Source organism: Paraburkholderia phytofirmans OLGA172 (genome assembly GCF_001634365.1).
In the GTDB taxonomy this organism is placed as follows: Bacteria; Pseudomonadota; Gammaproteobacteria; order Burkholderiales; family Burkholderiaceae; genus Paraburkholderia.
Window position 1 is genome coordinate 1,874,868 of sequence record NZ_CP014578.1, and the last position, 19,048, is coordinate 1,893,915.

Genomic DNA, 19,048 nt, shown 5'->3' on the forward strand with positions numbered 1-19,048 from the left:
CACGCGGCATTGGCTCAACGGGCGGAGCGGGCTTAAGCGCCCGCCCCGCCCGTTGTTTTTGGGCCGGCGCATTTGTCGCGTAGTGCGCCCCGCGGTGGTGTGCAGTCGCTATCAAGCCGCTTCATTGCCGTCCCGGCAACCACCACCACGGCTCGCGCGAACAACTTTTTTGCATCCGTCAGAACGGATCACACAAACACCATGCCTAAAAAACGTTCTTCTCCCAATCGCAACGTGCAGATTGCCGATCAGATCCAGCGCGATCTGTCCGAGCTGCTGCGCGAGGTCAAGGATCCGCGCATTGGCCTCGTCACGATTCAAAGCGTCGAGCTGACGCCCGACTACGCGCACGCGAAGGTTTACTTCACGACGCTGACCGGCGACCCGCAACAGACGCTCGAGGCGCTCCAGCACGCGGCCGGCCATTTGCACAATCAGCTGTTCAAGCGGCTGCACATCCATACCGTGCCGACGCTGCATTTCCATTACGACCAGACGATCGAACGGGCCGTCGAAATGTCCCGTCTGATCGACGAGGCGAATGCCAATCGCGCAAAAGAAGACTGAGCGCGCCGTGGCAATGCCTCAGGCGCAGTTTATCTAGCGCTGTTTCCGACCACTTCGAAGACCCTGTCTTTCTGACATGACCGCACCTCAACGCCCCCGCGTGCCGCGTCGCGCGCTCGACGGCGTACTGCTGCTCGACAAGCCGCTCGGCCTGTCGAGCAACGACGCGCTGATTCGCGCGAAGCGTCTCTACCTGGCCAAAAAGGCGGGCCACACCGGCACGCTCGATCCGCTCGCGACGGGGCTCTTGCCGCTGTGTTTCGGCGAAGCGACCAAGTTTTCGCAAGATCTGCTCGAAGCCGACAAGACCTATGAGGCGACCATGCGCCTCGGTATCCGCACGACCACCGGCGACGCCGAAGGCGAACCGATCGACACGCGCGACGTGACCTGCGATCAGGCTGCTGTCCAGGCGGCGATGCAGACATTTCTCGGCGAGATCGTCCAGGTCCCGCCGATGTATTCGGCGCTCAAACGCGACGGCAAGCCGCTGTACGAATATGCGCGCGCCGGCCAGACGGTCGAGCGGGAAGGGCGTCTGGTGACGATTCACGCGCTCGAGATGCTGGCCTGTGCATTGCCCGATGTGACGTTTCGCGTGACGTGCAGCAAAGGCACGTATGTGCGCACGCTTGCCGAGGATATCGGCGAAGCGCTCGGCAGTGGTGCGCATCTGGTCGCCCTGCGGCGTACGGGCGTCGGCGCGCTGACGCTGGAGAATTCGGTGACGCTCGACGCGTTGTCCGATGCGACGGAGAGCGAGCGTGATACGTGGCTGCAGCCGGTCGATGCATTGCTGTCCACCTTCCCGCTCGTGACCCTGGACGAAGACGCGACCCGTCGCTTCCTGCACGGTCAACGTCTGAAACTCTCGGAGTTGACCGTCACCGGCGACGCTGTGAATGCACCCCGCGTGCGCGTGTATGCAGCAGAAGGGCGTCTGCTGGGTGTCGCAAAGCAAGGCGAGGGCGTATTGGCGCCCGAGCGGCTGGTCGTTACCGCGGCGAGCTAGCCCGAAGATCGGCATCGTCGCCGCGACGAGCGGTATCTGCATCGCCGCGGCAGCAAGCTGAGCATCGGCCTCATCACCGCAACGGGTCAGGCCGACACATCAGTGGCAACAAAAAGGCGGAGCCGCTCAACAGCGGTCCCGCCTTTTTTCTTGCACCTGCAGACAGCCCGCGTCGCGGACGGAAGCTAAAACTTCAATGCGCCGCCGCCGCCGCCGCGCCAGCATCACCGCTGGCGCGTTCTGGCCTCGCCATCCAGATCAGTGCGATCAGCGCGACGAAGATCCCAGCCGATACGAAGAACAGATCGTTCACGCCCAATTGCGCGGCCTGCTGCGTAGTCATCGTATTGAACAGACCATACGCCTGCGGCTGACTGAAGCCCGCCGCACCCATCTGCCGGATCGACTGATCGAATACCGGGTTGTACGCGCTCGCCTGTTCGGCGAGTTGCGCGTGATGCATGATGGTGCGGTGATCCCACGCGGTCTGGAAAATCGACGTCCCAATCCCGCCGCACATGATCCGCACGAAATTCGACAAGCCCGACGCCGCCGGAATCCGGTTGCCCGGCAAACCCGATAGCGTGATCGACACCAGCGGGATGAAGAACCCCGCCATGCCAATCCCCTGAATCAAGGTGGGCAGCAGCAGCGAATAAGTATCGACGCCGGTCGTATAACGCGAGCGCATCCAGAAGCACAGCGCGAACACAAGGAACGACAAGGTCGCGATATAGCGCGGATCGGTACGCGGCAACACCTTGCCGGTGATCGGCGACAGCAGCACGGCGAACAGGCCGACCGGCGCCATCACGAGACCCGCTTCGGTGGCGGTGTAGCCGATATCGGTTTGCAGCCACAACGGCAACAACACGAGGTTGCCGAAGTAGAGCCCGTAGCCGATCGACAACGCAATCGTACCGCTCGTGAAATTGCGCCGGCTAAAGAGCGACAGATCGACCACCGGATGCTCGGCCGTCAATTCCCACACGACGAAGAACGCGAGCGAAATCACCGCGACCAGCGCCAGCACGACAATGGTGGTCGACGAGAACCAGTCGAGGTCCTTGCCCTTATCGAGCATCACCTGCAACGAGCCGACCCAGAGGACCAGCAGGCCGAGGCCGACGCCGTCGATCGGCGCTTTTTTGACGACCGAATCGCGGTTGCGGAAGATCGTCCACGTTGCCACGGCAGCGATCGCGCCGACCGGAATGTTGACGTAGAAAATCCACGGCCACGAGATGTTGTCCGAGATCCAGCCGCCGAGAATCGGGCCGGCCACCGGCGCGATCAGGGTGGTCATCGCCCACATCGAGAGAGCCATCGGCGCCTTGGCGCGTGGATAGCTGGCAAGCAGCAGCGTTTGCGACAGCGGAATCATCGGGCCGGCCACGGCGCCCTGCAGCACGCGCGAGGCAAGCAGGAACGGCAGGGTGGGCGCGAGGCCGCACATCCACGACGAGATCACGAACAGGATGATCGACGCCATGAACAGGCGCACCTGGCCGATACGGTCGGTGAGCCAGCCGGTCAGCGGCACGGAGATCGCGTTCGCCACCGCGAACGATGTGATCACCCATGTGCCCTGGTCGGACGACACACCGAGATCGCCCGAAATGGACGGGATCGATACGTTCGCAATCGACGTGTCGAGCACGTTCATGAACACGGCGAGCGACACCGCGAGGGTGCCGATCACCAGTTGCGCGCCCTCGAGCGGCGGATGAGGGACTTGCGCCTGAGCCTGAGCCATTAAAAAAGCCTTCTATGAATCGTTTCGCCGCTTACATCAGCTTCGCAGCGGGCTTGGGGGCGCCGGCTTGAGTCGATTTCTGCGAGCCGCCGTTCGGACCCGCGTTTTCCGAAATGATGCGAGCGATTTCCGCGTCGGCTTCGTCGCCGTACTTGTCGAACACATTGGTCTGATAAACCGTGTTCGGCGCCTGGCCGAGCTGGCCGCCGTTGTCGTCCTTGATGCTGACGTCGGCTTGCATCGACAGGCCGATGCGCAGCGGATGCTTTTCAAGCTCTTGCGGGTCGAGCGCGATCCGTACCGGCAGACGTTGCACCACCTTGATCCAGTTGCCGGTTGCGTTCTGCGCGGGTAGCAGCGAGAACGCCGAACCCGTACCCGCCGAGAAGCCGACCACTTTGCCGTGGTACACCACCGATGAGCCGTACACGTCGGCCGTCAACTCGACCGGCTGGCCGATGCGCATGTGCTTCAGCTGCACTTCCTTGAAGTTCGCGTCGACCCACACACCACCCAGCGGCACGATGGCCATCAGCGGGGTGCCCGGCGAGACGCGCTGGCCGACCTGCACCGAGCGCTTCGCCACGTAGCCCGTGACCGGCGCCGGCAGGTTGTTACGCGCGTTGGCCAGATACGCGTCGCGCACCTTCGCGGCGGCAGCCTGCACGTTCGGGTGATTGGCGATCGTGGTGTTGGCGGTCAGCGCACGGTTCGACGCCAGTTGTTGCTGGGCGGCGTCGACCGAGGCTTGCGCGCTCTTCACGGCGTCGCGGGCGTGCGAGATTTCTTCCGCCGACACGGCGCCGGTTTGCGCGATCGTCATGCGGCGCTTCAGGTCGTCCTGCGCGCGCGACAGATCGGACTGACGCTGGGCGACTTGCGCCTGGTATTGATTGTCGTCGGCGAACAGGCCGCGCACCTGGCGCACCGTCTGCGCGAGATTCGCTTCGGCTTGTTGGAGCGCGACGCGCGCGTCGGCCGGATCGAGCACGACGAGCGGGTCGCCGGCCTTCACGGTCTGTGTGTCGTCCGCGTTCACGGCAATCACCGTGCCGGTGACTTGCGGCGTGATCTGTACGACGTTGCCGTTCACATATGCGTCGTCGGTGTCTTCGTGGAAGCGTGCGTCAAGGAAGTAGTAGAGGCCGTAGGCGAGCGCGGCGATCAGGATCACGATGACGAGCAGCGTCATCATGCGCTTGCGTTTGCCGCTGTTCGCCGGCGGTTGTTGTGCCGGTTGCGTCGGCTGTGGGGCCGGCTGAGTCGGCTGTGTAGTAGCCGCGGGCTGCTGGGTGGTGCTCATTGATGTGCTCCGGGTTCTCTCAAGCGTCGTCATTTATTCGTATGTTCGTGCAAGTGTGGGTCGCGTCGATGTGGCTTCAGTTTGCAGCGGCGGTCGCGGCGGTGGCCGATGCCGCGGCGGCCGATACCGGGGCATCGGCCGGCACCACGAGGCCGGTCTGCGTTGCATCGAAACCGCCGCCGAGCGCCTTGATGAGGCCGATCTGCAGATCGCGGCGGCGCATCTTCAGGCCCGTGACCGTCTGTTCGGCGGCAAGGCGGTTCTGGTCGGCGGTCAGCACCTGCAACTGCTCCGACAAACCGGCCTTGTAGCGGATCACTGCCAACTGATAGGCCTTGGTCGACGCGTCGAGCGCGCGCTGGGCGTCGCCCGATTGCTGGTCGATCGAGCGGATCGACGACACTTGCGTCGCGACATCCGAAAGCGCATTGATCAGCGTCTGGTTGTAGTTCGCCACATCGAGGTCGAAGTCTGCGTAGCGGCCCTTCAGCTGCGAGCGCAACGCGCCGGCGTCGAAGATCGGCAGGTGAATTGCCGGGCCGAACTGGATCTGCCGGCTTGCCGAGGTGAGGAAACGGCCCCAGCCGAACGCATCGAAACCGAAGCCGGCGGCAAGATTGACGTCCGGGAAGAATTCGGCCTTTGCTTCCTTCACATCGTGCATCGCGGCTTCGACCTGCCAGCGTGCGGCGACGATGTCCGCGCGGCGTGCCACGAGGTCGGCCGGCAAGTTGTTCGGCAGCGCTACCGTGTCGCCGGTGGTCAGAACCGGTTTGGCGATCTGCAGGCCGCGATCCGGACCCTTGCCGAGCAGCGCGCCCAACTGATAGCGCGCCACGGTGATCTGGCCGTCGAGATCGGTCAGGTTCGCCTGGCTGGTCGCGATGTTGCCGTTGGCGGTTTCCCGTTCGACGTTGGTGTCGAGCCCGGCGGTTACGCGGCCGTTGGTGATGCGGCTGATGTCCTGGCGGTTGGCGATTTCGCGCGCGGCGATGTCGCGGAATGCGTACAACTGGGCGAGCTGGTTATAGGTGCTCGCCACGGAGGAGGCAAGCGTCACGCGCGCTTGCTGCATATCGGCTTCTGCGGCCTTTTCCTGCGACACGGCCTGGCCGAGGCGCTGGCGGTTCTTGCCCCACAGGTCCAGATCCCATGACGCGCTCGCCAGCACATTATTCTCGCTGTACCAGGTGCCGCCGTACGGCGGCGGGTAAAGCGCGTTTGCCGAGAACAGCTCGCGGTTCCATGAGTAGCTGCCGTTGACCTTCGGGTACAGCGCCGAGCGCGAGCTTTCAATGTACGACGAAGCCTTGGCGAGGCGTGCCTGCGCCTGCGCGATCGAGGGGTTGCCGTCCAGCGCTTCCGCGATCAGCTTCGGCAGTTGCGGGTCGCCGAACTGGTTGGCCCAGTCGAGCGACGGCCATTGGCCACCCTGGCCGGGCAAACTCTGGCTTGACTCGTACTGAGCCGGCGACGAGATCTGCTTGTCGCTCTTCATACCGAAGTAGTTCGCGCACCCCGTGAGGGCGAGCGCCGTCACCGCGGCGGCGACAGCGGCCCGGCTTGAAAGCGCGGGCGCGGACAGGGAAAGGGATTTCATCGCTCGACTCTTGAGTGGAATGTAATGATGGACGCTGCAAGCAAGTTATTACGATTTGCTGTCAGGATTGCTTGCCGCATCACGGGTTAGACCCGTTGCCTGTTCACCGGAATTGACAAGCACGCGGCGCAGCATGCTCTTCAGGAAGCCCACCTCTTCCGGGGTGAAGCCGCCCAGAAGACTGTCCAGCACACCGTTGAAAATGGCCGGCATTTTGGCCGCGATCGCATCGCCTTCCGGTGTCAGCGCGAGCCGTACGACCCGTCGGTCCTCGTTGCTGCGCACTCTTGTCAGCAGGCCGCGCTTCTCCAGCCTGTCGACCAGACGCGTAACGGCGCTTGCGTCAATGCCGTATTCACGCGCCAGTTCGGCCGCCAGCAAGCATTTGCCGCTGGCCACCATGAACAGGATGCTGCCTTGCTGGCTGGTGATGCCCAGTTCAGCCATGCTGCGCTGGGTGACCAGGTTCGACACGGTCGATTTCACCCGCGAGATCAGATAGCCGACGCTTTCGCCTAACTGGTATTCGCTGACGACTGAGTCGGATGTGGAGGACGGATCCGTCATGATTCTCGTGCGAATGCAATGGTTGACTAGGCAGGATTATAGACAGCGGTTGATTGACGCGGCAAGCGTTATTGCAGCTTAGGCAAGGAACTCTTGCCGCTCAAGACACAATGCGCGCAGTTTTGCGTAGGGTATTGCTGAGGTATGGCGAGTTCATTTCCTACGCACCGCTGCATGGAGGATGGCGGGGTTATCAGGGAATACCAGAAAGCTTCATTTGGGCGTGCTATAATGTTGGGTTCCCAAAAGTGCGCTTTGGGCTTTGTTGGCTTCGTACACAATGCTGCTGCTGGCGCACTCAACTGTCTCCAGGTTCCTATGACTCGCGCCCTACGCAACATCGCCATCATTGCTCACGTCGACCACGGCAAGACCACGCTCGTCGACCAGCTGCTCCGCCAGACCGCCACGTTCCGCGACAACCAGCAGGTTGTCGAGCGCGTGATGGACTCGAACGACATCGAAAAGGAACGTGGCATCACGATTCTTTCGAAGAACTGCGCGGTCGAGTACGAAGGCACGCACATCAACATCGTCGACACCCCGGGCCATGCCGACTTCGGCGGTGAAGTGGAGCGCGTGCTGTCGATGGTCGACTCGGTGCTGTTGCTGGTCGACGCAGTCGAAGGCCCGATGCCGCAAACGCGCTTCGTGACCAAGAAGGCGCTGGCGCTCGGCCTCAAGCCGATCGTCGTGATCAACAAGGTTGACCGGCCGGGCGCGCGGATCGACTGGGTGATCAACCAGACCTTCGACCTGTTCGACAAGCTGGGTGCAACCGACGAACAACTCGACTTCCCGATCGTCTACGCATCGGGTCTGAACGGCTACGCCGGCCTGACGCCTGATGTGCGCGAAGGCGACATGCGTCCGCTGTTCGAAGCCGTGCTGCAACACGTGCCGGTCCGCCCGGCCGATCCGGCAGCGCCGCTGCAACTGCAGATCACGTCGCTGGATTACTCGTCGTACGTCGGCCGTATCGGCGTCGGCCGCATTACGCGTGGCACGATCAAGCCGGGCATGGCTGTCGCCGTGCGCTCGGGTCCCGATGGCGCGATCCTGAACCGCAAGATCAACCAGGTCCTGTCGTTCAAGGGTCTGGAGCGCGTGCAGGTCGACTCGGCTGAAGCCGGCGACATCGTGCTGATCAACGGTATCGAAGAAATCGGTATCGGCGTGACCATCTGCGCGCCGGAACAGCCGGAAGCGCTGCCTATGATCACCGTCGACGAACCGACCTTGACGATGAACTTCCTCGTCAACTCGTCGCCGCTGGCCGGCCGCGAAGGCAAGTTCGTCACGAGCCGTCAGATTCGCGACCGCCTGATGAAGGAACTGAACCACAACGTGGCGCTGCGCGTGAAAGAAACGGGCGACGAAACCACGTTCGAAGTGGCGGGCCGCGGCGAGCTGCACCTGACCATTCTGGTCGAAAACATGCGTCGTGAAGGCTACGAGCTGGCCGTGTCGCGTCCGCGCGTGGTGATGCAGGAAATCGACGGCGTGAAGCACGAGCCGTACGAAAACCTGACGGTCGACATGGAAGATGGCCACCAGGGCGGTGTGATGGAAGAGCTGGGCCGCCGCAAGGGCGAAATGCTCGACATGGCGTCGGACGGCCGTGGCCGTACGCGTCTCGAGTACCGTATTTCGGCGCGTGGCCTGATCGGCTTCCAGTCGGAATTCCTGACGCTCACGCGCGGCACGGGCCTGATGAGCCACACGTTCGACTCGTACCAGCCGGTCAAGGAAGGCGCGGTGGGCGAGCGTCGCAATGGCGTGCTGATTTCGCAGGACGACGGCGCGGCAGTGGCGTACGCACTGTGGAAGCTGCAGGATCGCGGCCGTATGTTCGTGTCGCCGGGCGAGCCGCTGTACGAGGGCATGATCATCGGCATTCACAGCCGTGACAACGACCTGGTCGTGAACCCGATCAAGGGCAAGCAACTGACCAACGTGCGTTCTTCGGGTACGGACGAAGCGGTGCGCCTCGTGCCGCCGATCCAGATGTCGCTGGAATACGCCGTTGAATTCATCGACGACGACGAACTGGTCGAAGTCACGCCGCAATCGATTCGTTTGCGCAAGCGCTACCTGAAGGAACACGAGCGCCGCAGCGCGAGCCGTAAGGGCGCTGTGGACTGATGGGCGCTGGCGCATTGAGGGAGCGATGTTCCTGAGATGCGCGTTGCGTGCATGACGAAAAAAAGCCGTTCCGGGCATGCCCGGAGCGGCTTTTTGTTTGGGTTAGATATCTGTGCGGGATTGCGTTTTCGGACGCCGGCCGGTTTTCACCGTGGCGCGATTAGAGTTCATCGTGTCCCAAGTGCGGGCGTTGCCCCACTTCCGGGGGCTCGCCCATCTCATCGTCGGTACCGTGCCTGGAATGTGAGGTGTATGGTGGGTCGCCATGTCCGGGATTGGGAACGTACAGCCGGAGCAGATCCGGCGCAGCGTTGTATCCATCCTCGTTAAATGCTGTGTGCATGTAGTTTCGCAAGGCGGCTTCCGTATGCTGCCAGTCCGGGTATGTGAATACACCGTTGTTAGGATCGAAGATGGCATATCGAGATGCGTCGCCATGTGCATCTGACGGAAGGCGCTGTACTAGCAGTGCATGACCATGGCTCTGCGGAGCCTCGCCAGGACGTTGTACGCGTACGCCTATGTATGCGATCCCCCCGGGTGGCATGCCCGGCGAGGTACCCATGTTGTGTATGACACCGTCTGTGCGCTCCTCCTGCGTCGCCCCGCCTTGGGGGTTCCACTGCCGCGTTGTGGAACGGTGGTAATTGTTTAGTCCGAGGCTTTCCGGGCGGTCCTGGAAAGCTTGGATTCTGTCGAGCGTGCTTTGTGCTGCTGTTCCGCCGCCATTGATCTCGCTCCTTATGTAGGTGACCGCAGACGGTAAATCAGTCGTCGCCCCCGCGGCACTTCGGTCAATGCGGCGCATTGTTTCGTGAACGATGCCGTCGCACGTTCCGCGCCCTTCCTCGCCCCGAGTCTCTTTTTTGTCGAATTGATCGAACGCCAGGTACGACGATGCACCGTCTTTGAGAGCCTCGCCACCCCGGCATTCCCGGAATTCCGATTTCGCGCATGCGCCTAACGCTGCGCCGCGCTTTTCTCGACTGAGTGTTTGGTCGGCGCTTGCGGCGTTTTTGCCGACCCCGTGCTGGGGAGGGGCGTTCGTGTTGGGAGGCGGCCTTACTGACTGGTCATGTGGCGTTGTTGCAGATTGATGTATGACATCGGATTCCGGGAAAATCTTGGGTTGAACGGGCCGCGCGTCCGCGGGCGGCGATATGTCTGCGAATGTGTCCGAAGGCATGGTCTGCGCGGATGTGCTCGTGTAATGGGTGTTAAATTCCATTGGCTGCTCCATCGAGGGTCAAAAGCCGCATGAAAGCGGACACCGTGCCGATACGCAGCGGTCTCGGCGATTCGAACTCCTTGGCGCCAATGCCGCCGCATATTGCGCACATTCAGTGTGTGGATAATTTCGCGGGCGAGGTGCTGAATAGATACGGCGGCGGTGCGGTGCCCGCGGTTGACGGGCCGATTGCAAGTGTTTGCCCCCGTTTCCCGCAGAAGACTGTTGCGAGGACTGGCAATACCCCTGAAAGCCCGTCGCCACGGGCTTGAGCGGCATTCCGTCTGCTATCTGCACTATCCGTTCTGTGATATGCTCCCCGGGTGCAAAGTTTTAGGTCCTTCCAAGCAAGACTTGATTCGCGCAATCCGCCAAACGGTCAGGCCGTGTCGCGGAAGGTTCTGTAACCCGCTATTTCTCGAGAAACTCGAAGAAAGGTGAGCGTAAAAATGATGAAGCAATTCCAGTCGAACTCTTATCTGTTCGGCGGCAATGCTCCGTACGTAGAAGAAATGTACGAAGCGTATCTCGACAATCCGGCGTCAGTGCCCGAGAACTGGCGCAGCTATTTCGACGCGTTGCAGAACGTCCCTGCATCGGATGGCAGCAATGCCAACGACGTGGCCCATGGCCCGATCGTCGAATCGTTTGCACAACGGGCCAAGGCTAACGCCTTCATCCCGCGCACGGCGGCCGGCGGCGAAGACCTCGCTACCTCCCGCAAGCAAGTCTATGTGCAGTCCCTCATCGGCGCATATCGCTTCCTCGGCTCGCAATGGGCCAATCTCGATCCCCTGAAGCGCCGCGAACGTCCCGCTATCCCCGAACTTGAACCCGCGTTCTACGACTTCACCGAAGCCGACATGGACCAGGAGTTCAGCGCCACGAATCTGTATTTCGGGTTCGAGCGTGCGTCGCTGCGCGAGATCGTCAAGGCCCTGCGTGACACGTACTGCGGCACGATCGGCGCCGAGTACATGTACATCAGCGATCCGGAACAGAAGCGCTGGTGGAAAGAGAAGCTCGAGTCGATCCGGTCGACGCCGAGCTTCTCCAATGAAAAGAAGAAGCACATCCTGAATCGCCTGACGGCCGCTGAAGGCCTCGAGCGCTTCCTGCACACCAAGTACGTCGGCCAGAAACGCTTCTCGCTCGAAGGCGGCGAAAGCTTCATCGCGTCGATGGACGAAGTCGTGCGTCATGGCGGCGCCAACGGCGTGCAGGAAATCGTCATCGGCATGGCCCACCGTGGCCGTCTGAACGTGCTGGTCAATACACTCGGCAAGATGCCGGCGGACCTGTTTGCCGAATTCGAAGGCAAGCACGTCGACGACCTGCCGGCCGGCGACGTGAAGTACCACAAGGGTTTCTCGTCGGACGTCTCGACCGATGGCGGCCCGGTTCACCTGTCGCTCGCGTTCAACCCGTCGCACCTCGAAATCGTCAACCCGGTGGTCGAAGGTTCGGCGAAGGCCCGTATGGATCGCCGCGGCGATGACAGCGGCCTGCAAGTGCTGCCGGTGCAGATTCACGGCGACGCGGCTTTCGCAGGTCAAGGCGTCGTGATGGAAACGCTGAACCTCGCGCAAACGCGCGGTTACGGCACGCACGGCACGCTGCATATCGTCATCAACAACCAGATCGGTTTCACGACGTCGGACCCGCGCGACTCGCGTTCCACGTTGTACTGCTCGGACGTCGTCAAGATGATCGAGGCGCCGGTGCTGCACGTGAACGGTGACGATCCTGAAGCGGTCGTGCTGGCTACGCAGCTGGCTATCGACTTCCGGATGCAGTTCCACAAGGACGTCGTCGTCGACATCGTCTGTTTCCGCAAGCTGGGTCACAACGAGCAGGACACGCCGGCTGTCACGCAGCCGCTGATGTACAAGACGATTGCGAAGCACCCGGGCACGCGCGCGCTGTACGCTGAAAAGCTGGTGCAACAAGGCGTGATCACGGCGGCAGAAGGCGACGAATTCGTCAAGGCCTACCGCAAGGCGATGGACGAAGGCCATCACACGATCGACCCGGTGCTCTCGAACTACAAGAGCAAGTACGCGGTGGATTGGGTCCCGTTCCTGAACCGCAAGTGGACCGACGCAGCCGACACGGCTGTGCCGCTGGCTGAGTTGAAGCGCCTCGCTGAGCGCGTCACCACGATCCCGGAAAACTTCAAGGTTCACCCGCTGGTCGAGCGCGTCATCAACGACCGTCGCGCGATGGGCCGTGGTGAAGCGAAGCTCGACTGGGGCATGGGCGAACACCTGGCATTCGCGTCGCTGGTCGCATCGGGTTATGCCGTGCGTCTGACCGGTCAGGACTCGGGCCGCGGCACGTTCACGCACCGCCACGCGGTGCTGCACGATCAGAACCGCGAACGCTGGAACGACGGCACCTACGTGCCGCTGCAGAACATCGCCGAAGGTCAGGCGAAGTTCACGGTGATCGACTCGGTGCTGTCGGAAGAAGCGGTGCTGGGCTTCGAATACGGTTACTCGACCGCGGAGCCGAATACGTTCGTCGCGTGGGAAGCGCAGTTCGGCGACTTCGTGAACGGCGCGCAAGTCGTGATCGACCAGTTCATCTCGTCGGGCGAAGTGAAGTGGGGCCGCGTGTCGGGTCTCACGATGCTGCTGCCGCACGGCTACGAAGGCCAAGGTCCGGAGCACTCGTCGGCACGTATCGAGCGTTTCCTGCAACTGTGCGCAGACCACAACATGCAGGTCGTTCAGCCGACCACGCCGGCGCAGATTTTCCACCTGCTGCGCCGTCAGATGATCCGCCTGTTCAGGAAGCCGCTGATCGTCGCTACGCCGAAGTCGCTGCTGCGCCACAAGGAAGCCGTGTCGGATCTGTCCGAACTGGCGAAGGGCGCGTTCCAGCCGATCCTCGGCGAAATCGACGAAGCGATCGAGCCGAAGAAGGTCAAGCGCGTGGTGGCCTGCTCGGGTCGCGTGTACTACGACCTGCTGGCACATCGCCGTGAATCGAAGTCGAACGACGTCGCGATCATCCGTATCGAACAGCTCTATCCGTTCGCGCATAAGCAGTTCGAAGCGGAAATGAAGAAGTACGACAACGCGACCGAAGTGGTCTGGGTGCAGGACGAGCCGCAGAATCAAGGCCCGTGGTTCTACATCGAGCACCACCTGAAGGAAGGCATGAAGGACGGGCAGAAGCTGGCATACAGCGGACGTCCGGCTTCGGCCTCGCCGGCAGTCGGCTACTACGCGAAGCACTACGAGCAGCAGAAGGCGTTGATCGAAGGCGCTTTCGGCCGCTTGAAGAGCGCGTCGATCGCTAAATAAACACGAGAACCGAACCGGGAAAGCGCAGGGCGCTTTCCCGTGCCGCGTCCGAGTGATCATTCACGGCATTCGAGGTTCGCAGGCGGTCGTCGAGTACATAGATCGCGCGCCGTCACCCGATACGTATTCAGGATATTCATAATGGCTATTGTTGAAGTCAAAGTTCCCCAGCTTTCCGAGTCGGTCTCGGAAGCCACCATGCTGCAGTGGAAGAAGAAGCCCGGTGAGGCTGTTGCACAAGACGAAATTCTCATCGAAATCGAGACCGACAAGGTCGTGCTCGAAGTGCCGGCACCCTCTGCCGGCGTGCTCGCACAAGTGATCTCGAACGACGGCGACATCGTCGTTGCGGATCAGGTGATCGCCAAGATCGATACCGAAGGCACGGCAGGCGCCGCTGCTGTCGAAGCCGAAGTGAAGCCGGCGCCCGCCGCCACATCGGCACCGGCTGCTGCTCCCGCCGCTCAGGCTGCATCCGCAACGGGTGCGAACACTGCTGCTTCGCCGGCTGCCGGCAAGCTGATGGCCGAGAAGGGTCTGGGCGCAGGCGACGTCGCCGGCACGGGCCGCGACGGCCGCATCACCAAGGGCGACGTGCTGAGCGCAGGCGCACCGGCTGCCAAGGCTGCCCCGGCACCGGCTGCCGCACCGAAGGCTGCGAAGCCGTCGCTGCCGGACGTGAAGGCGCCGGCATCGGCCGACCAATGGCTGAAGGACCGCCCGGAACAACGCGTGCCGATGTCGCGTCTGCGTGCGCGTATCGCCGAGCGTCTGCTCGAGTCGCAGCAAACCAACGCCATCCTCACCACGTTCAACGAAGTGAACATGGCGCCGGTGATGGACCTGCGCAACAAGTACAAAGACAAGTTCGAAAAGGAACATGGCGTGAAGCTGGGCTTCATGTCGTTCTTCGTGAAGGCGGCTGTTCACGCGCTGAAGAAATACCCGCTCGTAAACGCGTCGATCGACGGTAACGACATCGTTTATCACGGCTACTTCGACATCGGCATCGCGGTCGGTTCGCCGCGTGGCCTGGTGGTGCCGATCCTGCGCAACGCAGATCAGCTGAGCCTCGCCGAAATCGAAAAGAAGATTGCTGAATTCGGCCAGAAGGCCAAGGACGGCAAGCTGTCGATCGAAGAAATGACGGGTGGTACGTTCTCGATCTCGAACGGCGGTGTGTTCGGCTCGATGCTGTCGACGCCGATTATCAACCCGCCGCAATCCGCGATTCTGGGCGTGCACGCCACGAAGGAACGCGCTGTGGTCGAAAACGGCCAGATCGTGATCCGTCCGATGAACTATCTGGCGCTGTCGTACGACCACCGGATCATCGACGGTCGCGAAGCAGTGCTGTCGCTGGTCGCGATGAAGGATGCGCTGGAAGATCCGGCTCGCCTGCTGCTCGACCTGTAAGCGCCGGTTCGGCCCGGGCCGGCTTGTCATCGCGCAAGCCGGCCCCACCTAAGCAGCACGTCTTTCGCATTCCGCAGTATTGGAACGACGCCCGCCACGAAGCGTGGCCGCGCGTCGCTCCGTCATCAAAAGGATTGTCATGTCCAAAGAATTTGACGTCGTCGTGATCGGCGCAGGCCCCGGCGGCTACATCGCCGCAATCCGCGCAGCGCAACTCGGCAAGACCGTCGCATGTATCGAAAAGTGGAAGAACCCGGCCGGCGCGCTGAAGCTCGGCGGCACCTGCCTGAACGTGGGTTGCATTCCGTCGAAGGCGCTGCTCGCGTCGTCGGAAGAATTTGAAAACGCGTCGCACCACCTCGCTGATCACGGCATCTCCGTGTCGGACGTGAAGGTCGATATCGCGAAGATGCTGGCCCGCAAGGAAGGCATCGTCGAGAAGATGACCAAGGGTATCGAATTCCTGTTCCGCAAGAACAAGATCACGTGGCTCAAGGGCCATGGCAAGTTCACCGGCAAGACGGACGCCGGCGTGCAGATCGAAGTCAGCGGCGAAGGCGAGACTGAAGTCGTGACGGCGAAGAACGTCATCATCGCCACGGGTTCGAAGGCGCGCCATCTGCCGACCGTTCCGGTCGACAACAAGATCGTCGCCGACAACGAAGGCGCACTGACATTCGACTCCGTGCCGAAGAAGCTCGCCGTGATCGGCGCCGGCGTGATCGGTCTGGAACTCGGCTCGGTATGGCGCCGTCTGGGTTCGGACGTGACCGTGCTCGAAGCGCTGCCGGAATTCCTCGGCGCGGCTGACCAGGCGCTGGCTAAGGAAGCCGCCAAGCAATTCAAGAAGCAAGGTCTGGACATTCACGTCGGTGTGAAAGTCGGCGAAGTGAAGACGACCGACAACAGCGTCACGATCAATTACACGGACAAGGACGGCAACGCGCAAACGCTCGAAGCCGACCGCCTGATCGTGTCGATCGGCCGCGTGCCGAACACCGAGAACCTCGGTCTCGAAGCCATCGGCCTGAAGGCGAACGAGCGCGGCTTCATCGACGTCGACGACCACTGCGCAACGGCTGTGCCGAACGTGTACGCGATCGGCGACGTAGTGCGTGGCCCGATGCTCGCGCACAAGGCTGAAGACGAAGGCGTGATGGTTGCAGAAATCATCGACGGCCAGAAGCCGCATATCGACTACAACTGCGTTCCGTGGGTGATCTACACCGAACCGGAAATCGCATGGGTCGGCAAGACCGAGCAGCAACTGAAGGCTGAAGGCCGCGAGGTCAAGACGGGCCAGTTCCCGTTCATGGCGAACGGCCGCGCGCTGGGCATCAACAAGGCGGATGGTTTCGTCAAGATGATCGCCGACGCGAAGACCGACGAGCTGCTGGGCGTGCACATCATCTCGGCGAACGCATCGGATCTGATCGCGGAAGCCGTGGTGGCGATGGAATTCAAGGCGGCGTCGGAAGACATCGGCCGCATTTGCCATCCGCACCCGTCGCTCTCGGAAGTCATGCGCGAAGCGGCTCTCGCCGTGGACAAGCGCGCGCTGAACATGTAATCGCGCACGCCTGACGGAACGCAACTCTGGCATCACCACGAAGGCGGGCGGGTTCACTCCCGCCCGCCTTTCTTTTTGCAGCAACACGATGAACGTCACCGAATACTACGAAAAAGAACTGCAGACGCGGGGTTATCAATCGGACCCGGCGCAACTCGCGGCGGTCGACCGCCTGCAGCGGTGCTATGAAGAGTGGGTCGAGTACAAGTCGCGCCGCTCGAACGCGTTCAAGAAGCTGCTTATCCATCCGGACCTGCCGCGCGGTGTGTACATGTGGGGCGGCGTAGGGCGGGGCAAGAGCTTCCTGATGGACAGCTTCTACATGATCGTGCCGGTGCAGCGCAAAACGCGGCTGCATTTCCACGAGTTCATGCGCGAGGTGCATCGCGAACTGGAAGAGCTGAAAGGCACAGCCGATCCGCTCGACGAACTCGCGCGCCGTATCGCCAAGCGCTACCGGCTGATCTGTTTCGACGAATTCCACGTCTCGGATATCGCCGACGCGATGATTCTCTACCGTCTGCTCGACAAGCTGTTCGAGAACGGCGTGCAATTCGTGATGACGTCCAACTACGATCCGGACACCTTGTATCCAGACGGTCTGCATCGCGACCGCATGCTGCCGGCAATCGAATTGATCAAGGCGAAGCTCGACGTGATCAATGTCGACGCGGGTACCGACTACCGCAAGCGCACACTGGCCCAGGTGGAGGTGTATCACACACCGCTCGGCGCGGCTGCGGACAAAGCGTTGCGCGACGCATTCTCGCGCCTTGCAGCGGTTCCCGATGAGAGCCCGATCCTGCACATCGAAAAGCGGGAGCTGAAGGCGCTACGGCGCGCCGACGGCGTCGTGTGGTTCGATTTCGCGACATTGTGCGGCGGTCCGCGCTCGCAGAACGACTACCTGGAACTGGCGAGCCGTTTTCACGCGGTGATCCTGTCCGGCGTGCCCCAGATGTCGGCGCGCATGGCCTCGGAGGCACGCCGCTTCACCTGGCTGATCGACGTGTTCTACGACCACAAGGTCAAGCTGCTGATGTCGGCAGCGGTGCCGTCCGATCAGCTGTACGTCGACGGTCCGATGGCCAACGAATTCACCCGCACGGTGTCGCGCATCGTTGAAATGCAATCGAAAGAATATCTCGACGCACCGCGCCGGATCGTCGATACGTCGCTGACTTAAGCCGCCGCGCGACGCGTGCGCGGATGCTTTTGCGATAGATCACGGTCTGCCCGCCGAAGAGGCGAAGTCCGAAGGCGTATTTTCAAGATTCGGATTGGTCTTATGTTCCGTCCGCGGACGACTGGATATCTTCTTTGTCATGGTTCTGACAAAGGAGTGACCATGAATCCCTACCGTGATATCAATGATGAAGAATGGCAACGTGTTGCACCGTTGCTCCCTGAGCTGCGTCCGCGCTCCGAACTGCGTGGCCGGCCGCTTGCCAACACGCGCTCGGTGCTCAACGGCGTGCTGTGGGTGATGTATAGCGGCGCGACCTGGTCCGCCATGCCGCGCAAATATCCCTCGTATCAAACCTGCCATCGCCGCTTCAAGGCATGGTACGAATCCGGCGTGCTCAAGCGCGTCATGGACCAGTTGTTCGGTGCGGCAAGCGAAGAACTCTGTAACCTGATGGAAGCACGCATGCGTACGCATGTGAGCGCTGAACAGAAGAGCGTTGACGCGGAAAAGGTTCCGGCCACGGCGCCCACGGCGTATAGCCCGGCATCGGTCACGCCGTTACCGTCTTCGCCGTTCGCGTATGCGTCGCCCTTCAAGCACGCTGCATGACGACGCCAAGCAGCCGAACTCAAACAAAAAAACGGCCGGACGATGGCGATCGTCGGCCGTTTCTTCTGGTTCCATCAGGGCAGCGGTAGCGGCCTTGATGGAGGCCCTGATGGAACACCACCTTCGCGCCTCAGGCATCGACGCCTGAACGACTCGCCTACTATTGCTGACGAATCCAGGTTTGCGAGCGGCCCAGCAGCGAAACGCCAATATAGCCACGCACCACCAGCTTGTTCCCACCATCTTCCAGGTGCATCTTGCACTTGTAGACCTTGCCGTTTTCCGGGTCGAGAATCTGCCCGTGGTCCCAGCCTTCGCCGTCTTTTTTCATATCGCTGACGATCGTCATACCGAGAATCAGCTGGTCCTTGCGCGCGTCCGTACATTCAGTGCAGCGGCGATCCGGCTGATCGTTCGCATTGAGCCCCTTGATCACCTTGCCGCTCAACGAGCCGCTGCTGTCCTGTGAAATCTGCACGAGTGCTTTGGGCTGGCCGGTGTGATCGTCGATGGTTTGCCACGTGCCGATCGGGGAATCGGTTTGCGCCATTGCCGTGACGGCGCTGACGAGCAGCACGCCCGCGAGGGCGGCATGTTTGGCTGTGCGAAGTGCGATTGTGCGTGCGCGTTGAGTGAATTGCATCATTGTCTTCCTCCTTGATTAAAGACAGCGCGATCGTGGTCGCGCGGCGTTATCGGCATCCCGGGCCCTCTGCAATTGCCGGCCGCCGTGATGCCTGGCACTGCCTCTCAGATTCAACTTCGGCTCCCTCGG

General features: G+C 61.9%; 14 protein-coding genes. 8 read left to right on the forward strand and 6 right to left on the reverse strand.

From position 1 onward, the window contains the following. Nucleotides 1–201: 201 nt before the first annotated feature. Nucleotides 202–567 carry a 30S ribosome-binding factor RbfA gene (rbfA, locus tag AYM40_RS08035; RefSeq protein WP_028199735.1) on the forward strand — a complete coding sequence of 122 codons (366 nt, stop codon included), beginning with the start codon at nucleotides 202–204 and terminating at the stop codon, nucleotides 565–567. Nucleotides 568–643: 76 nt separating this feature from the next. Beyond that, nucleotides 644–1,579 carry a tRNA pseudouridine(55) synthase TruB gene (gene truB, locus AYM40_RS08040; protein WP_063495753.1) on the forward strand — a complete coding sequence of 312 codons (936 nt, stop codon included), beginning with the start codon at nucleotides 644–646 and terminating at the stop codon, nucleotides 1,577–1,579. Between the two features lie 193 nt (nucleotides 1,580–1,772). On the opposite strand, the gene AYM40_RS08045 is transcribed toward truB, so the two are convergent. From AYM40_RS08045 to AYM40_RS08060, 4 genes are all read right to left on the reverse strand, one after another. Further along, nucleotides 1,773–3,335 carry a DHA2 family efflux MFS transporter permease subunit gene (locus AYM40_RS08045; RefSeq protein WP_063495754.1) on the reverse strand — a complete coding sequence of 521 codons (1,563 nt, stop codon included), beginning with the start codon at nucleotides 3,333–3,335 and terminating at the stop codon, nucleotides 1,773–1,775. A gap of 31 nt (nucleotides 3,336–3,366) precedes the next feature. Beyond that, nucleotides 3,367–4,638: an EmrA/EmrK family multidrug efflux transporter periplasmic adaptor subunit gene (locus AYM40_RS08050; RefSeq protein WP_063495755.1), complete on the reverse strand. Its 1,272-nt coding sequence runs from the start codon at nucleotides 4,636–4,638 to the stop codon at nucleotides 3,367–3,369. Nucleotides 4,639–4,714: 76 nt separating this feature from the next. Continuing rightward, nucleotides 4,715–6,238, reverse strand: coding sequence for an efflux transporter outer membrane subunit (locus AYM40_RS08055; RefSeq protein ID WP_063495756.1), 1,524 nt, complete (start codon nucleotides 6,236–6,238; stop codon nucleotides 4,715–4,717). A 48-nt stretch (nucleotides 6,239–6,286) separates the two neighbouring features. After that, nucleotides 6,287–6,805 (reverse strand): MarR family winged helix-turn-helix transcriptional regulator, encoded by a 519-nt coding sequence (locus tag AYM40_RS08060; RefSeq protein WP_063495757.1) that lies wholly within the window; start codon nucleotides 6,803–6,805, stop codon nucleotides 6,287–6,289. A gap of 318 nt (nucleotides 6,806–7,123) precedes the next feature. Between AYM40_RS08060 and typA the strand changes: the two genes are divergently transcribed. Next, entirely contained in the window at nucleotides 7,124–8,950 is a 1,827-nt protein-coding gene (gene typA / locus AYM40_RS08065) for a translational GTPase TypA (RefSeq protein ID WP_063495758.1), read from the forward strand. Between the two features lie 160 nt (nucleotides 8,951–9,110). Here the strand turns inward: typA and AYM40_RS08070 are convergent, their stop codons facing one another. Next, the gene (locus AYM40_RS08070; RefSeq protein WP_063495759.1) at nucleotides 9,111–10,178 is read right to left on the reverse strand and encodes a hypothetical protein; all 1,068 of its coding nucleotides are present in this window, start codon (nucleotides 10,176–10,178) and stop codon (nucleotides 9,111–9,113) included. A gap of 449 nt (nucleotides 10,179–10,627) precedes the next feature. Between AYM40_RS08070 and AYM40_RS08075 the strand changes: the two genes are divergently transcribed. From AYM40_RS08075 to AYM40_RS08095, 5 genes are all read left to right on the forward strand, one after another. Further along, on the forward strand, nucleotides 10,628–13,489 hold the full coding sequence (locus AYM40_RS08075) for a 2-oxoglutarate dehydrogenase E1 component (RefSeq protein WP_063495760.1): 2,862 nt from the start codon (nucleotides 10,628–10,630) through the stop codon (nucleotides 13,487–13,489). A 141-nt stretch (nucleotides 13,490–13,630) separates the two neighbouring features. Further along, complete coding sequence (gene odhB, locus AYM40_RS08080) at nucleotides 13,631–14,905, forward strand: 2-oxoglutarate dehydrogenase complex dihydrolipoyllysine-residue succinyltransferase (protein WP_063495761.1); 1,275 nt, start codon at nucleotides 13,631–13,633, stop codon at nucleotides 14,903–14,905. 139 nt (nucleotides 14,906–15,044) lie between these two features. Further along, entirely contained in the window at nucleotides 15,045–16,475 is a 1,431-nt protein-coding gene (gene lpdA, locus AYM40_RS08085) for a dihydrolipoyl dehydrogenase (protein ID WP_063495762.1), read from the forward strand. Nucleotides 16,476–16,563: 88 nt separating this feature from the next. Then, nucleotides 16,564–17,661, forward strand: coding sequence for a cell division protein ZapE (gene zapE / locus AYM40_RS08090; protein ID WP_063495763.1), 1,098 nt, complete (start codon nucleotides 16,564–16,566; stop codon nucleotides 17,659–17,661). A gap of 162 nt (nucleotides 17,662–17,823) precedes the next feature. Next, nucleotides 17,824–18,273, forward strand: a complete 450-nt coding sequence (locus AYM40_RS08095) for a transposase (RefSeq protein WP_063495764.1) — start codon at nucleotides 17,824–17,826, stop codon at nucleotides 18,271–18,273. A 160-nt stretch (nucleotides 18,274–18,433) separates the two neighbouring features. Here AYM40_RS08095 and AYM40_RS08100 read toward each other — a convergent pair whose 3' ends face one another. Continuing rightward, complete coding sequence (locus AYM40_RS08100; protein WP_063495765.1) at nucleotides 18,434–18,919, reverse strand: DUF2147 domain-containing protein; 486 nt, start codon at nucleotides 18,917–18,919, stop codon at nucleotides 18,434–18,436. Between the last annotated feature and the right edge of the window lie 129 nt (nucleotides 18,920–19,048).

Coding starts and splice junctions, on each gene's coding strand:
- rbfA (WP_028199735.1), top strand. CDS start 202: ATGCCTAAAAAACGTTCTTCTCCCAATCGCAACGTGCAGATTGCCGAT.
- truB (WP_063495753.1), top strand. CDS start 644: ATGACCGCACCTCAACGCCCCCGCGTGCCGCGTCGCGCGCTCGACGGC.
- AYM40_RS08045 (WP_063495754.1), bottom strand. CDS start 3,335: ATGGCTCAGGCTCAGGCGCAAGTCCCTCATCCGCCGCTCGAGGGCGCG.
- AYM40_RS08050 (WP_063495755.1), bottom strand. CDS start 4,638: ATGAGCACCACCCAGCAGCCCGCGGCTACTACACAGCCGACTCAGCCG.
- AYM40_RS08055 (WP_063495756.1), bottom strand. CDS start 6,238: ATGAAATCCCTTTCCCTGTCCGCGCCCGCGCTTTCAAGCCGGGCCGCT.
- AYM40_RS08060 (WP_063495757.1), bottom strand. CDS start 6,805: ATGACGGATCCGTCCTCCACATCCGACTCAGTCGTCAGCGAATACCAG.
- typA (WP_063495758.1), top strand. CDS start 7,124: ATGACTCGCGCCCTACGCAACATCGCCATCATTGCTCACGTCGACCAC.
- AYM40_RS08070 (WP_063495759.1), bottom strand. CDS start 10,178: ATGGAATTTAACACCCATTACACGAGCACATCCGCGCAGACCATGCCT.
- AYM40_RS08075 (WP_063495760.1), top strand. CDS start 10,628: ATGATGAAGCAATTCCAGTCGAACTCTTATCTGTTCGGCGGCAATGCT.
- odhB (WP_063495761.1), top strand. CDS start 13,631: ATGGCTATTGTTGAAGTCAAAGTTCCCCAGCTTTCCGAGTCGGTCTCG.
- lpdA (WP_063495762.1), top strand. CDS start 15,045: ATGTCCAAAGAATTTGACGTCGTCGTGATCGGCGCAGGCCCCGGCGGC.
- zapE (WP_063495763.1), top strand. CDS start 16,564: ATGAACGTCACCGAATACTACGAAAAAGAACTGCAGACGCGGGGTTAT.
- AYM40_RS08095 (WP_063495764.1), top strand. CDS start 17,824: ATGAATCCCTACCGTGATATCAATGATGAAGAATGGCAACGTGTTGCA.
- AYM40_RS08100 (WP_063495765.1), bottom strand. CDS start 18,919: ATGATGCAATTCACTCAACGCGCACGCACAATCGCACTTCGCACAGCC.